Origin of the sequence: Pseudomonas sp. (genome assembly GCF_030150285.1) — a bacterium.
Taxonomy (GTDB): domain Bacteria; phylum Pseudomonadota; class Gammaproteobacteria; order Pseudomonadales; family Pseudomonadaceae; genus Aquipseudomonas.
Map to the genome: position 1 here is coordinate 157,601 of NZ_JASLGE010000020.1, position 14,072 is coordinate 171,672.

The following is a 14,072-nucleotide window of genomic DNA, read 5'->3' on the forward strand; positions in this document are numbered from 1 at the left end:
TTGTTTACTCACTCGTCGAGACATTCAGCGTTGGCCCAGATGGCGGTACTGCGCCCCCGGATGGCCGTCAGGCAACCGTGGACCTTCACCGAACAGCTTTTCGCGCAAGGTACCCGGGGCGTATTCCTTTTTGTACACGCCACGCTTTTGCAACTCGGGCACCAGCAATTCCACCGCATCAATAAAGGTTTCATGGGTCACGGCGTAGGCCAGATTAAAACCGTCGACGTCGGTGTCTGCAACCCATTCCTCCAGCAGATCGGCCACGGTTTCAGGGCTGCCTACAAACAGCGGGCCGAAACCGCCGATGCCCACCCAGTCGGCCAGCGCATTGGGGGTCCAGATGGTATCCGGGTCGGCCGTGGAGAAGGCTTCAACCGCTGACTGAATAGCATTGGTGTGCACATTTTTCAGCGGTTCATCGGGTTTGAACTGGCTGAAATCAATGCCGGTCCAGCCCGAGATCAATGCCATGGCCCCTTCGTAGCTGACGTAGCTTTTGTAGTCGTCAAACTTGGCCTTGGCCAATGCGTCGGTCTCGCCGAGGATCACCGTTTGCAGGTTAAAAATCAGAATTTTCGACGGGTCGCGCCCGGCCTCGGCGGTACGACGACGAATGTCGGCCACCGTTTTTTTCAACAGCACTTTAGACGGTGCCGCCACAAACACGCACTCGGCCTGTTCAGCAGCAAACTGCTTGCCACGGCTGGACGAGCCCGCTTGGTACAACACCGGCGTGCGCTGTGGCGAGGGCTCGCACAGGTGAATGCCCGGCACCTGGAAGTGTTTGCCAACGTGGCGGATTTCATGAATTTTGCTGGGGTCACTGAACACCCGGCGCTGGCGGTCGCGCAGAATGGCACCCTCCTCCCAACTGCCTTCCCAGAGTTTGAAACACACCTCCAGGTATTCCTCGGCGTAATCGTAGCGGGCGTCGTGCTCGGTCAAGGCCTGCTGCCCCATGTTCTTGGCACCACTTTCCAGGTACGACGTGACGATGTTCCAGCCGGCGCGGCCCTTGGTCAGGTGGTCGAGGGTCGACAGGCGACGGGCAAACGGGTACGGGTGTTCAAACGACAACGACGCCGTCAGGCCAAACCCCAGATGCTCGGTCACCATCGCCATGGGCGGGATCAACTGCAGCGGATCATTGACCGGCACTTGCGCACCCTGGCGTATCGCCGCGTCGCCACTCCCCTGGTACACGTCATAAATGCCCAGCACGTCGGCAATAAACAGGCCGTCGAACTTGCCGCGTTCAAGAATCTTCGCCAAATCAGTCCAGTATTCCAGGTCTTTGTATTGCCACGAGCGGTCGCGCGGGTGTGCCCACAGGCCGGGTGACTGATGGCCCACGCAGTTCATGTCAAACGCGTTAAGACGGATTTCACGGGGCATCGGGCGACTCCTTGAGCTGGGGCGGTTGCACGCCGTTCAGGCGCACATTGCCAATGATCTGGTACTGCCAACGCAAGGGCTCGCGCCCCGCCAGCACCGGCTGTGCGGCACGGCTGCCGGTGAGTTCTTGCTGCACATTGCCCACGGCCTGCAAGGCATCGGCACTGGCGATCACCGCTTCGGCCGTGGCCACCAGCGTCTCTGCCGGCGTGCCGACCCAGGTGTCCGCACGTTCATACAACGCGTCGGCCACGTCGATGCGCAGTTGCAAATCACCGATTTTGGCGATGATGTAAGGGTCATCCACCGCCTGGGCCAGGCCACTGAGCGCCCATGGTCGGGCCTGTTCACGCACGAAGGCCAAGGTGTGCGCCAGGCCTTCGCGGGCAAGGCGCAAGTCTTGGGCGGCAGCCACCAATTGGCTGGGTAAAGCGATTAGCGGGCTGTTCATTGTCGGGGCTCCTTGTTCAGTTCCAGGCATGGCGTGGCGGCGCAATGCCGTTGAGCACGCGGTTGCCGATCAGGTGGTATTTCCAGCGGGCCGGGTCATGCAGGGTGTGGGTGCGGGCGTTGCGCCAGAAGCGATCGAGGTTGTGCTTGCCCAACACCGAACGCGTGCCGGCCAGCTCAAATAACTTGCTGCTGGCGAGCAAGGCGATTTCGGCAGACAGCACCTTGGCCTGAGCCACGATCACCGACGCCTCGGCGACGCTCTCTTCACTGGGTGCCGCCAGGGCATGGTCGATGGCACGTCCGGCTTTGGCCAGAATCGCGTCAGTGCCGTGTAGGCGCCATTGCAAATCACCGATAGCGGCGATGGTGTACGGGTCTTGCCAGCCATGCTCTTGCTGGCTGTCGACCCAAGGCCGGGCCAGACGCGCATGGATCAGCGCCTGCTCGAAAGCACCATGGGCAATGCCGGTGTCGACAGCGGCCTGAATGATTTGCGAAATCGGGCCATCGGCGGTGGGCTCATCGAACGCACGGTGCGCCGGGATCACCGCACTCAACGGCACCCGCACTCCGTCGAGCAGCGCTCCGCCACTGGCGGTGGTGCGCTGGCCGAAGCCGTCCCAACTGTCGATGATGGTCAGCCCCGGGTTACCACGCTCAATAAAACCGATAAACGCACGGTTCTGCTCATCCACACCCACTGCCGGCACGATATGGGCGAACAGCGCGCCGGTGCAGTAGAACTTCTCGCCGTCGATCACCGCTTCATCGCCGTCAAAGCGAATACGGGTCTGGAACGCACCGACGTTTTTACTTTTAGACTCTGAAAACGCATTGCCAAAACGCCAGCCCGCCAGCGCTTTGCCGAAGTAGTACTGCTTCTGCGCCTCGGTGCCGGTGTGCAACAGAATATCCAGCACGCCGAGGTGGTTCTGCGGGATTTGCCCGAGGGACGAATCGGCCGCTGAAATAATCTTGATCACCTCGGCCACCGTCACATACGACACACCCGCGCCGCCGTATGCCTTGGGCACGGTGATGCCCCATAAACCGCTGGCCGCGAACTCATCCAGCTCGGCCACGGGCAAACGACGATCGCGGTCGCGTATCGACGCCTCTTCGGCAAACCGTACGGCCAACGCCTTGGCCACCTCGATAGCTTCGGCGTCTGTGGCAATGACATGGGCCACGGCCGGGGTTGAAACAGCGATGCTCATGGGCAGACTCCAATGCAATGAAAACACTGAAGTGGCCATTGCACAGGTCGTGCCGGTTTTTAATTCCCTTAAAAATCAATTAGTTATGAAATAAATAGCCAAAGCAATACACGGGCAGACAACACAATCTGTCGGCCTGCTGTTGCACAGCCAACAGTTGCCTGGGCAACAGAGCGTGTTCGCGGTGTATCACGATCAAAAGATCGTGAGCCCGCTCGCGCCTACAGACGGTTCACCCTGTGCGATTTGCGCACAGCCTGTCATCGTACTGTTGGCAGGCCAACACATCGACCGTGAGTGGCGGCCTATTTTCGCTGTTTTTCAAGCCGTTGGTTAACGGCACAGACTGTGCAATGCCTGCAGTAGACCCGTTCTTTTCTGCAGGAGCATTGCCATGAACTCACCCATTCTGTCCGTCGGCACTGATTACGAAGCGCTGGCCCAGCGTTTTCGCCCCTTGTTCCGCCAGATAGCCGCAGGCACCGTCGAGCGCGAACAGGCGCGACAGTTACCCTACGAACCCATTCGCTGGCTCAAACAGGCCGGTTTTGGGGCCGTGCGCGTGCCCGTGGAATACGGTGGCGCAGGCGCTTCGATCAGCCAGTTGTTCCAATTGTTAATCGAGTTGGCCGAGGCCGACTCCAATATCGTGCAATCCCTGCGCGGTCACTTTGCCTTTGTCGAGGACCGCCTTAATGCGCCACCCGGCCCGGCACGGGACGCCTGGTTTGCGCGCTTCGTCGCCGGGGACCTGGTGGGCAACGCCTGGACCGAAGTGGGCGCGGTAAAACTTGGCGAGGTCATCACCCGGGTCCGCCCCGAAGGTGAAGGCTTTGTGTTGAACGGGGCCAAGTACTACAGCACCGGCAGCATCTTTGCCGACTGGGTGGACGTTTACGCCCAGCGTTCAGACAACGGTGCCGATGTGATTGCCATCGTCAACGCCCGTGATCCTGGCGTGACCCACAGCGATGACTGGGACGGCTTTGGCCAACGCACCACCGGCAGCGGCACCTCGGTGTACGTCGACGTACCACTGCCGGCCGAACACCTCATTGCCTTCGACACCCGGTTCAAATACCAGACCGCGTTCTACCAATTGGTCCTGTTGGCGGTACTGAGCGGGATTGGCCGCGCCGTAGAGCGGGACGTGGCGCAACACGTGCGTGAGCGCACGCGCGTGTTCAGCCATGGCAATGCCCCGACAACCCGTGACGATGCCCAAGTCCAGCAAGTGGTGGGGCAAATCGCGGCCCAGGTCTATGCTGCCGAAGCAGCGACCCTGCGCTCGGCCGAACCGTTGCAACGCGCCTACACCGCCCGGTTCGGCCACGACGCCGAAGCCGAGCGCCAGGCCAACATCGACGCCGAAATCGAGACCGCCAAGGCGCAAGTGGTCGTCTCGACGTTGATCTTGCAGGCCACCAGCGACCTGTTCAATGCACTGGGAGCCTCGGGCATCAGCGTCAACAAGGCCCTCGACCGCCACTGGCGCAACGCCCGCACAGCGGCCTCGCATAACCCATGGATCTACAAGGCACGCATCGTCGGAGACTGGACAATCAATGGCACCGAACCGCTGTATGTGTGGCAGATAGGCAATAGCGTGAAAGCGGGTTAACGCGACAACGCGTGGATGATGGCAGGTTTACGGCAGCCGCAGACACACGTCGATCCGTTGAACGTTATGGTTGATTTAAGATCATGGCATTCACAGGTCAGCGTGTGATCACCGCCCGTGCGGTGGGCTGTCACTGAAGGTAGAGACTGGCGGACGTTATGATATCCCTGTCATTCTTGAATATAAGACCCCTCTCGAAATTTAGACGTGAAAATCACGCATCAATCCGGGATGCTCTGGTGTTTGTCCAAAATCACTGGGTTATATACGGCATGCTCTTTCCTTATCGATACCCACCCATGGGATAGTCCAAATCTCGTGGCGGCAGAACCTTACGCGACACTAACCATGTTGCAGTGAGACAACCCAGGCTGCCGCTTTCAATGGGCACCTTGATAGAGCAAAACGGTTGAACTCTTGGCCCCGCTCGCCCGCATCATCGCCTTCTCAGATGAAGTTCAGGTTACTCAGCACCACACAACCGATTTGGCATTCAGTCGCCCCGAGTCACTATCGTCTTGCACCCATCGAGAGCAGTAAGCGCTGCGCCTGACATCAACGCAGAGTGATTTCGGGGTAGGTGCCGAGCGACATGCGTTTTTGCTTGCCCGCCCAACAGAAGCGCAAGTGCCACGAACGCCCACCCGTCGCCGATACCGCTAACGACAGGGGGTCAACATCACCAAGGGTGTAGTTCTTGCCAATGGGCCTAGCATGCCGGACGGCAGTCTCTGTAAGAGCCATAGGTCTAGCCTCCTGAAGGTTGAGTTCAGGGCCAGATGCTCAGTGAATGGCTCGCAGGCTTCGCGCAACAATCCGATCTCGAAGGCTTCCCACAAATGGACTAATTTAGTCCAGATGCCCGTAGCTTTCGGTGGCTGTTGGCGGAACGAAAAAAGACGCCGAAGCGTCTATTTTCAGTAATCTGAAGAATTCCTTGGAACTCTGCAGATCAACAATTTGGAGCGGGAAACGAGACTCGAACTCGCGACCCCGACCTTGGCAAGGTCGTGCTCTACCAACTGAGCTATTCCCGCGTCTTGGTGTGGGCATTCTATAGGATTCAAAGAATGCGTCAACCCCTTGATTCAAAAAGTTTTATTTATTTTGTCGAGGTGTTCTTCAGGTGCGGCCAGGCTGCCCGCAAATACTGAAGCATCGACCACAGCGTCAATCCCGCCGCCACTAATAACAGCGCGTAACCCACTAACACCCAGAAACTGAAGTCAGACGGATTGGCCAATAGAATAACCAGAGCCAGCATTTGAGCAGCCGTTTTCCATTTGCCCATATTGGATACGGCTACCTGCGCTCGCGCGCCCAGCTCAGCCATCCATTCGCGCAAGGCGGAAATAACGATTTCACGACCAATAATGACGGCCGCCGGCAAGGTCAGCCAGACGTTGTGATGCTCTTGAACCAGCAAGACCAGCGCCACTGCCACCATCAGTTTATCGGCCACCGGGTCCAGAAAAGCACCAAACGGGGTGCTCTGCTCCAGACGTCTGGCCAAGTAGCCGTCAAGCCAATCGGTGGCTGCCGCAAAGGCAAAAACCGAGCTGGCCGCTACATAACTCCAGCTATAGGGCACATAAAACAGCAAAATAAAGAAAGGGATGAGTAGAACGCGTAGAACGGTGATCAAATTAGGGATATTCATCGGCACAACTGGCTACGAGGTGAAGGGGCATTCTACTCGCTGTGTAGGTTTGCATAAATCAACTCTGCGAGCTTTTTACTGATACCGGGTGCTTTGGCAATTTCTTCGATGCTGGCACGAGTCAGCTCCTGTAATCCACCAAAATGTTTCAACAGGTCACGCCGACGGGTCGGCCCTACCCCCGCAATGCCCTCCAGGGTTGAGGTTCGCCGCGTTTTCCCGCGCCGCGCGCGATGGCCGGTAATTGCAAAGCGGTGCGCTTCGTCACGGATTTGCTGGATAAGGTGCAAGGCCGGGGAGTCGCCTTTCAAGGTAAATTCATGCGCAGCATCATTCAGGTACAGGGTCTCGAAACCGGCTTTGCGCGTTGCGCCTTTGGCCACACCCAACAGAATCAGGTCAGGAACAGCCAATTCGTTAAGCACGTCACGCGCCATTGAAAGCTGGCCCTTGCCACCATCCACCAACAGAATATCGGGCAACTTGCCCTCGCCTTCTTTCAAGCGGCTGAAACGGCGCATCAGCGCCTGGTGCATGGCCGCATAGTCGTCGCCCGGCGTGACGCCTTCAATATTAAAACGCCTGTAGTCCGACTTGATCGGGCCTTCAGGGCCGAAGACCACGCAAGAAGCAACAGTGGCTTCACCACTGGAATGGCTGATGTCATAGCATTCAAGGCGTTGCGGTATCTCATCGAGGTTCAGCACCTGCGCCAGCGCCTCAAAACGCGCCGCGACATGCAGGCGGTTGGCCAGACGAGCGGTGAGCGCTTGCTCAGCATTGGTCACGGCCAATTGTTGCCAGCGGGCCCGAGTGCCGCGAACGCGGTAGCTGATAGCCATTTCTCGACCACGCAACGCTTCAATGGCATCGGTGATCGCGCCGAAACTCTCATGCTCTACGTTAACGATCAATTCGCTGGGCAGGTCGCGTTCTGGGCTGCTGATGTAATACTGACCAAGGAAGGCGGCCATGACTTCTGCTACGTCTTCTTCGATGCCTACCTGCGGGAAGAAATTCTTGCTGCCCAACACACGGCCGCCACGCACATTGATTAAATGCACGCAGGCCCCACCCGGGTTCACAAACGCTGCGATGACATCCACATCACCCGTGCCACCTTCCATGCTTTGCTGGTCCTGGACCCTTCGCAGCAACGATATCTGATCTCGCAGTTCCGCCGCCTGTTCAAAATCCAGGGTGCTGGCGGCCTGCTCCATGGCGCTGTTCAGTTCATCCGTCAGCGCGTTGCTGCGACCCTCCAGAAACATCACCGAATGGCGCACATCTTCAGCGTACACCTGAGGCTCAACCAGCCCGACACACGGCGCTTTGCAACGCTTGATCTGGTACTGCAGGCAAGGTCGTGTCCGGTTTTTAAAATAACTGTCCTCGCACTGACGAACCAGAAATGTCTTCTGCAGCAGGCTCAGGCTTTCACGAATGGCCCCGGCGCTGGGGTACGGGCCAAAATACTTACCCTTGGGCTTCTTGGCCCCACGATGAATGCTTAGCCGCGGGTACTGCCCATCGGAAAGCAACACGTAAGGATAGGATTTATCGTCGCGCAACAGGATGTTATAGGGCGGGCGCCACTCTTTGATCAGCGTCTGCTCAAGCAGCAAGGCTTCGGTTTCGTTGGCGGTAATCGTGGTTTCTATTTGTGCGATACGCCCAACCAGCGCCGCCGTTTTGGGTGCCAGGCCCGTTTTACGGAAATAACTGGCCAGGCGCTTTTTGAGGTTTTTGGCCTTGCCCACATACAGCAACCGCGCATCGCTATCAAACATGCGATACACACCTGGGCGACTGCTGCAGGTCGACAGGAATGCGCTCGAATCAAACAAGTCAGTCATGTTCAACCAGCATCAACCATGCCGTGGCGAACAGCCAACAGTGCCAGTTCAACATCACTCTTGACCGAGAGCTTCTCGTAAATGCGATAACGATAGGTATTAACCGTCTTGGGTGACAAACACAACTTATCGGAAATGACCTGAACCTTTTGGCAACCCACGATCATGAGTGCAATCTGGATTTCTCGCTCGGACAACGCGTCGAACGGCGAGTCGCTGGCCGGCTGGAAAGACTTGAGGGCCAATTGTTGGGCGACTTGCGGGCTGATATAGCGCTGACCGGAAAATACCAGGCGAATGGCCTGAACCATCTCGGCCAGGCCCGCACCTTTGGTCATGTAACCCGCGGCACCGGCCTGCAACAAACGCGTTGGAAACGGGTCCTCTTCACACACGGTGACCGCGACGACTTTTATGTCCGGGTGGCTTCGCATGATTTTTCGCGTGGCTTCCAGACCGCCAATGCCCGGCATTTTGACATCCATCAAAATAACATCAGGCTTCAGCTCTCGGGCCTTGAGGAGCGACTCCTCACCGGATTCGGCTTGCCCCACCACCTGGAGCCCCTCGATATCGGCCAGCATTCGTGTGATGCCTGTACGCACAAGATCATGGTCATCGACCACCAGAACCCGAATCAAGTCGACACCTCGCAAATTGGTCTTAGTCGGATGCCGACACCTTAGCAAAAAAACACCTGAGTCAACCGACCAATCATGCGCACTCCCCCTGCAAAACTCGAAAACTGTGGAATACCGGCATTAGGGAAGATTCAGACATCATTCGGCTCAAAACGACCCTTGGTCACGTGGGAGGCCGACAATTCAGCCAGCGTGGTGGTCAACTGTCGAATGGCGTCCTGATCGTCCTTGTGAAGCACGCGGTAACTGACCAGCACTTTCTCTTCCAATTGGCTGAGGTTATCGAGCAAGGTGGGCGTAGGGCTGCCCGTCAGTACAAACAGCACATCCACACCGCGGGCGGCGACGCGCGACAAATAATCTGCTTTGGGAACACGCTCGCCACTCTCATATTTACCTTGCGCATTTGCTTCAACACCACCGATCTCACCAAAAGCTTTCTGGGACAGCCCAAGCCGCTCTCTTTCCTGCCTTAAACGTGAACCAATTCCACTCATTTGGATGTACGATCCCATTTTAAACACCCACAAGGGTGATATAATAAAAAAATATTAAACTCTTTTGAACGGACTTGAACTATGGCCGTAATTCGTACTGCCGCACAAGCTAAGGCCTGGTTAGAACATCAAGGAAAATCAGTGCAGGCGTTCGCTCGGGAACACGGTGTTGATCCTGCAACGACCTATCAGGTGCTCGCTGGGCGTAAAAAAGGGAAACGTGGGGAGGCCCACAAGATAGCGGTTCTTCTGGGCATGAAAGACGGCGTCATCCTTGATCCGGTCGACCAGGCCACCGAGCCGAAAGAGGATGCGCTGACTTGAGCATGCGCTTAATGCGCCGTGACTGCAGGTTTACTCTCAATTCAATGACGAGCAGCAGGCCAATCCTCGCGGCCATAGTGGCCACGTCCAGGCTGTAGCACGCATGCCTGACAGGTGTAGGCCTGCACATCCTTAAATATTTTTGATTGAATATTCCTGCACGCCTCAAGTAAGCTCTGAACCACTCATCGGAGACAGCTCATGTTGCATCACGCCATCCACTGCACAGTTTCTACCCAAAGCGACTCGCTTGGGGCAGACAGTGCGCGCGTGAACAGCACTCTGTGCGCTGCACGATTTTATTTTGGGTATTGGTTTAGCCACTGGCGCGCCTGATACCCACTCGGCGCCCACTACTTAGGGTCGCCCACCAGAGAATTCTCACCCCCGGTCGGCTTCCCGACCGGGGGTTTTGTTTTTTCAGGCCCCAACACTTTTTTGAACTTGAGGAATGACGCAATGAACTACGCCACTTATTACCGCTTCGACCTGTGCACCGCATGGCGATTTATCAGCCGCCGCTCGGGACAGCCTGCCGCCTCCGAACGGACCCGCCTTGGTGGCACGCACGCACTCACAGCCAGTCAGGCCAATTGTCGAACACCCCACTAGGGCTGAGCGCGCGGGAGAACCCGCGGCCTGCCCAGGAAGCATTTACCATGAACGCATCGATTTCCGCTCTGCCAGCTACACGCTCCGTTCCATCGGCGGCGTTGACCCACCGCCTGCCCACCGCCGCGCAACTCAAACAGCAACTGCCCCTGAGCGATGAGCTTCGTAACCGGGTCAGCAGCCAACGCCAGGCCATTCGGGCCATTTTAAACGGTGAAGACTCCCGTTTACTGATTGTCGTCGGCCCCTGCTCCATCCACGATCCCCACGCAGCCCTTGAGTACGCCAGCCACCTGGCGGCCCTGTCTCACGACCTGCAAGACGATCTGCTGCTGGTCATGCGCGCCTATATCGAAAAGCCCCGCACCACCGTCGGCTGGAAAGGCCTGGCCTATGACCCACACTTGGATGGCAGCGATGACATGGCTCATGGCCTGACCCTGTCACGGGAACTGATGCTGGAAATGTTGCGTATGGGCTTGCCGATTGCCACCGAGTTGCTGCAGCCCATCGCTGCCGGCTACTTCGATGACCTGCTCGGCTGGGCAGCCATTGGTGCCCGCACGACCGAGTCACAAATTCATCGAGAAATGGCCAGCGGCCTGGACCTGCCCATCGGGTTCAAAAACGGCACCGACGGTGGCACGGCAATCGCCTGCGATGCCATGCGTTCTGCAGCCCACAGCCACCGCCACTTCGGCGTCGACAGCCAAGGGCACCCGGCAATCATTCAAACGGCGGGCAACCCGGATACCCACCTGGTGTTACGTGGCGGGCACAGCGGGCCAAACTTCGACCGTGACAGTGTGACCAAGGCCCGCGCAAGCCTTGAGAAGAACAGCCTCCCGGCCCGCCTGATGGTCGACTGCAGCCATGCCAACAGCGGCAAGGACCCTTTGCGCCAGCCGCATGCTTTCAATCAGGTACTGGCACAACGCCTTGACGGCGATCACTCGCTGATCGGCATGATGCTCGAAAGTCATTTGTTTGAAGGCGCTCAGGCCTTGTGCCCGCCCCTGCGCTACGGGGTCTCCGTCACCGATGCCTGCCTGGGTTGGGAGGCCACCGAGCAGTTACTGCGCGAGGCGGCGGCGCACCTGCACGCGCGGCGCAGGGCCGGCAAAGCCATCGCCTGACAGGCAGACCGACGCCGCGCAACCCGGGGCTGGCCAATGCGCCCCACGGTTGCGCGGCAGCAGGCGTGTATGAGCTATTCAGGAAAACGCTGATAATCAATGAGTTATCCAAAAAAAACGCGCTGTATCAGTGAGCATAAAAATACGCTGAACCTAACTTTTACCACCCTCAAACCCATCGAATCCGGTAGGCTGGGCACTTTACTGATCACTGAAAAGAGTACTTACCCATGGCCAAAGCCACTGCACGTCACATCCTTGTTGCCAGCGAAGCCAAGTGCAACGAACTCAAAGCACAAATCGAAGGCGGCGCTGATTTCGCCGAAGTCGCAAAAGCCAACTCCACCTGCCCATCCAGCCGCCAAGGTGGTGACCTGGGTTCTTTCGGCCCTGGCCAGATGGTTAAAGAATTCGACACCGTCGTCTTCAGCGCCCCGATCAACGTGGTGCAAGGCCCGGTTAAAACCCAGTTCGGTTACCACCTGCTGGAAGTCACCAGCCGCCAGGACTAAAAGTCCAGCGCTGTATGAAACGGCCCGCCTTTTGGTGGGCCGTTTCATTTCCGCAAAAGCCATCGCATGCTACGTTTCCTCAGTCACACACTCATCGTGCCTCACTGGAGAAAATGATCATGAGTCTCAAGGGTAAAATTGCATTGGTGACCGGTTCCACCAGCGGCATTGGCCTGGGCATTGCGCAAAGTCTGGCCAAAGCGGGTGCGGACTTGATACTCAACGGCTTTGGCGACGCCAGCAAAGTCATCGCCGAGCTGGAGCAATGGGGGGGCCGGGTCGGGCACCACCCTGCGGACGTGAGTGACCCGGCGCAGATCGAGGAGATGATCGGCTATGCCGAACGCGAATTCGGCGGCATCGATATTTTGGTCAATAACGCCGGCATTCAGCATGTGGCCAGCGTTGAAGCGTTCCCGATCGAACGCTGGAACGCCATCATTGCCATCAACCTGTCGGCAGTGTTCCACAGCACCCGACTGGTGTTACCAGGCATGCGCAAACGCAACTGGGGTCGCATCGTCAATATCGCGTCGGTTCACGGGTTGGTAGGTTCTGTCGGCAAATCCGCTTACGTCGCCGCCAAACACGGTGTCATCGGTCTGACCAAGGTCGTGGGGCTTGAAACAGCCGCCAGCAATATCACCTGTAACGCCATCTGCCCCGGCTGGGTGCTGACACCGCTGGTGCAACAACAGATTGATCAACGCATCAGTCAGGGCATTGACCCCTACCAGGCCCAACATGACCTGCTGGCCGAAAAACAACCCTCGCTGGAATTCGTCACCCCGCCGCAACTGGGAGAGTTGGTGCTGTTTTTGTGCAGCGAAGCCGGCAGCCAGGTGCGTGGCGCAGCCTGGAATGTCGATGGCGGATGGTTGGCGCAATAACGCCGCTGACGCCTGCTTGCCGAGCCTGCAAAAATGCACACCAACCCTGCACTAATCAGGGTTGTAATTGGCAAATTTGCACTGTTAGCATCGAACCATGTTTGCCCGCGAACACCTTCTAATAACAAGACAAAGCAGGGAGTTAGTGATGACTGCTCAGGTTTCATCCTCACCGACACAGGATGTCGAGCCGACTCAAAACACGGTACTGGCCGAGGTCCGCAACCACATCGGCCACCTGACCCTGAACCGTCCCGGTGGCCTCAATGCCATCGACCTCGACATGGTGCGCAGCCTGCAGCACCACCTCGATGCATGGGCCGTAGCCCCGCAGATCAAAGCCGTCACACTGCGCGGTGCCGGGGAGAAAGCCTTCTGCGCCGGTGGTGATATTCGTGCCTTGTACGACAGCTACAAGCGCCAGGACACCCTGCATACCACCTTTTTCGAAGAAGAATATGCCCTCGACCTGACCTTGCATCACTACCCGAAACCCGTACTCGCCTTGATGGACGGTTATGTATTGGGCGGCGGCATGGGGCTGGCGCAAGGCGCAACTTTGCGACTGGTGACAGAACGCAGTCGGCTAGCAATGCCTGAGGTGGCCATCGGTTATTTCCCTGACGTGGGTGCCAGCTACTTTCTGACCCGTACACCCGGCCAACTGGGCACCTACCTGGGCGTCAGCGGCGTGCAAATCCGCGCCAGTGATGCGTTGTATTGCGGCCTGGCCAACTGGTACGCCGACAGCCAGCAACTGCCTGTGCTGGATCAGCTACTCGACACCCTCACCTGGCGGCAAACGCCGCTGCAAGACCTGCAAGCAGTACTCGCCACCCTCGCCGTTCAGACCTTGCCCGACGCGCCGCTGGCCAGGCACCGCACACTGATCGACGACGTGTTCGCCGAACAGGACGTGCCCACCCTCGTCGCCCGACTGCAAACGGTCACAGCCGTCGAGCATCAGGAATGGGCGCTCGAAACCGCCCACCTGCTGCACACCCGCTCCCCCCTCGGCATGGCGGTCACGCTAAAAATGCTGCAATGCGCCCGTACCCTCACGCTGGAACAGTGTTTTGCGCTGGAACTGCACGTAGACCGCCAATGGTTTGATCGCGGTGACCTGATTGAAGGCGTGCGTGCCCTGATCATCGACAAAGACAAAAACCCGCGCTGGAACCCGCCCACCTTGAGTGCGCTGGAGGCGGCCCAGGTCGACAGTTTCTTCACCCATTTCACACCCGGCGGAGCCTGA

The 14,072-nt window shown here is 58.0% G+C and carries 13 protein-coding genes, 1 tRNA gene and 1 pseudogene; 6 read left to right on the top strand and 9 right to left on the bottom strand.

The window, feature by feature from the left end; translation table 11 throughout:
* Positions 1-24: 24 nt before the first annotated feature.
* Genes Q1W15_RS03315 through Q1W15_RS03325 form a run of 3 tightly spaced genes read right to left on the bottom strand, consistent with a single transcriptional unit; the run spans position 25 to position 3,068 of the window.
* Positions 25-1,398 carry an LLM class flavin-dependent oxidoreductase gene (locus Q1W15_RS03315; RefSeq protein WP_300720161.1) on the bottom strand — a complete coding sequence of 458 codons (1,374 nt, stop codon included), beginning with the start codon at positions 1,396-1,398 and terminating at the stop codon, positions 25-27.
* Positions 1,388-1,849: an acyl-CoA dehydrogenase gene (locus Q1W15_RS03320; RefSeq protein WP_300720162.1), complete on the bottom strand. Its 462-nt coding sequence runs from the start codon at positions 1,847-1,849 to the stop codon at positions 1,388-1,390. The genes Q1W15_RS03315 and Q1W15_RS03320 overlap by 11 nt, the downstream gene beginning before the upstream one ends.
* A gap of 16 nt (positions 1,850-1,865) precedes the next feature.
* Positions 1,866-3,068, bottom strand: a complete 1,203-nt coding sequence (locus tag Q1W15_RS03325; RefSeq protein WP_300720163.1) for an SfnB family sulfur acquisition oxidoreductase — start codon at positions 3,066-3,068, stop codon at positions 1,866-1,868.
* A gap of 394 nt (positions 3,069-3,462) precedes the next feature.
* On the opposite strand from Q1W15_RS03325, the gene Q1W15_RS03330 reads away from it, so the two are divergent.
* Positions 3,463-4,689, top strand: a complete 1,227-nt coding sequence (locus Q1W15_RS03330; protein WP_300720164.1) for an acyl-CoA dehydrogenase family protein — start codon at positions 3,463-3,465, stop codon at positions 4,687-4,689.
* 558 nt (positions 4,690-5,247) lie between these two features.
* Here the strand turns inward: Q1W15_RS03330 and Q1W15_RS03335 are convergent.
* The 6 genes and pseudogenes from Q1W15_RS03335 to Q1W15_RS03360 all read right to left on the bottom strand — a co-directional run.
* Positions 5,248-5,433 (bottom strand): annotated as a pseudogene (locus Q1W15_RS03335) (Arm DNA-binding domain-containing protein); the annotation flags it as partial.
* A gap of 217 nt (positions 5,434-5,650) precedes the next feature.
* Positions 5,651-5,726 (bottom strand) — tRNA-Gly (locus Q1W15_RS03340).
* Between the two features lie 65 nt (positions 5,727-5,791).
* Complete coding sequence (gene pgsA / locus Q1W15_RS03345) at positions 5,792-6,349, bottom strand: CDP-diacylglycerol--glycerol-3-phosphate 3-phosphatidyltransferase (RefSeq protein WP_300720165.1); 558 nt, start codon at positions 6,347-6,349, stop codon at positions 5,792-5,794.
* Positions 6,350-6,381: 32 nt separating this feature from the next.
* Positions 6,382-8,205 (bottom strand): excinuclease ABC subunit UvrC, encoded by a 1,824-nt coding sequence (gene uvrC / locus Q1W15_RS03350; RefSeq protein WP_300720166.1) that lies wholly within the window; start codon positions 8,203-8,205, stop codon positions 6,382-6,384.
* A gap of 2 nt (positions 8,206-8,207) precedes the next feature.
* Positions 8,208-8,846, bottom strand: coding sequence for a UvrY/SirA/GacA family response regulator transcription factor (uvrY, locus tag Q1W15_RS03355; protein ID WP_300720167.1), 639 nt, complete (start codon positions 8,844-8,846; stop codon positions 8,208-8,210).
* Between the two features lie 131 nt (positions 8,847-8,977).
* Complete coding sequence (locus tag Q1W15_RS03360; RefSeq protein ID WP_300720242.1) at positions 8,978-9,343, bottom strand: helix-turn-helix transcriptional regulator; 366 nt, start codon at positions 9,341-9,343, stop codon at positions 8,978-8,980.
* Between the two features lie 81 nt (positions 9,344-9,424).
* On the opposite strand from Q1W15_RS03360, the gene Q1W15_RS03365 reads away from it, so the two are divergent.
* The 5 genes from Q1W15_RS03365 (at position 9,425) to Q1W15_RS03385 (ending at position 14,072) form a co-directional block, all read left to right on the top strand.
* Positions 9,425-9,667, top strand: coding sequence for a DNA-binding protein (locus Q1W15_RS03365; RefSeq protein ID WP_300720168.1), 243 nt, complete (start codon positions 9,425-9,427; stop codon positions 9,665-9,667).
* A 659-nt stretch (positions 9,668-10,326) separates the two neighbouring features.
* Complete coding sequence (locus Q1W15_RS03370) at positions 10,327-11,415, top strand: 3-deoxy-7-phosphoheptulonate synthase (protein ID WP_300720169.1); 1,089 nt, start codon at positions 10,327-10,329, stop codon at positions 11,413-11,415.
* Positions 11,416-11,645: 230 nt separating this feature from the next.
* Positions 11,646-11,927, top strand: a complete 282-nt coding sequence (locus Q1W15_RS03375) for a peptidylprolyl isomerase (protein ID WP_008150918.1) — start codon at positions 11,646-11,648, stop codon at positions 11,925-11,927.
* A 119-nt stretch (positions 11,928-12,046) separates the two neighbouring features.
* Positions 12,047-12,817, top strand: coding sequence for a 3-hydroxybutyrate dehydrogenase (locus Q1W15_RS03380; RefSeq protein WP_300720174.1), 771 nt, complete (start codon positions 12,047-12,049; stop codon positions 12,815-12,817).
* A 148-nt stretch (positions 12,818-12,965) separates the two neighbouring features.
* On the top strand, positions 12,966-14,072 hold the full coding sequence (locus Q1W15_RS03385) for an enoyl-CoA hydratase/isomerase family protein (RefSeq protein ID WP_300720176.1): 1,107 nt from the start codon (positions 12,966-12,968) through the stop codon (positions 14,070-14,072).

Bases quoted from the DNA above. Each gene is read 5' to 3' on its own strand.
- Q1W15_RS03365 (WP_300720168.1), top strand. From the start codon at position 9,425: ATGGCCGTAATTCGTACTGCCGCACAAGCTAAGGCCTGGTTAGAACAT.
- pgsA (WP_300720165.1), bottom strand. From the start codon at position 6,349: ATGAATATCCCTAATTTGATCACCGTTCTACGCGTTCTACTCATCCCT.
- Q1W15_RS03320 (WP_300720162.1), bottom strand. From the start codon at position 1,849: ATGAACAGCCCGCTAATCGCTTTACCCAGCCAATTGGTGGCTGCCGCC.
- uvrC (WP_300720166.1), bottom strand. From the start codon at position 8,205: ATGACTGACTTGTTTGATTCGAGCGCATTCCTGTCGACCTGCAGCAGT.
- Q1W15_RS03375 (WP_008150918.1), top strand. From the start codon at position 11,646: ATGGCCAAAGCCACTGCACGTCACATCCTTGTTGCCAGCGAAGCCAAG.
- Q1W15_RS03330 (WP_300720164.1), top strand. From the start codon at position 3,463: ATGAACTCACCCATTCTGTCCGTCGGCACTGATTACGAAGCGCTGGCC.
- Q1W15_RS03360 (WP_300720242.1), bottom strand. From the start codon at position 9,343: ATGAGTGGAATTGGTTCACGTTTAAGGCAGGAAAGAGAGCGGCTTGGG.
- Q1W15_RS03315 (WP_300720161.1), bottom strand. From the start codon at position 1,398: ATGCCCCGTGAAATCCGTCTTAACGCGTTTGACATGAACTGCGTGGGC.
- Q1W15_RS03380 (WP_300720174.1), top strand. From the start codon at position 12,047: ATGAGTCTCAAGGGTAAAATTGCATTGGTGACCGGTTCCACCAGCGGC.
- Q1W15_RS03385 (WP_300720176.1), top strand. From the start codon at position 12,966: ATGACTGCTCAGGTTTCATCCTCACCGACACAGGATGTCGAGCCGACT.
- Q1W15_RS03370 (WP_300720169.1), top strand. From the start codon at position 10,327: ATGAACGCATCGATTTCCGCTCTGCCAGCTACACGCTCCGTTCCATCG.
- Q1W15_RS03325 (WP_300720163.1), bottom strand. From the start codon at position 3,068: ATGAGCATCGCTGTTTCAACCCCGGCCGTGGCCCATGTCATTGCCACA.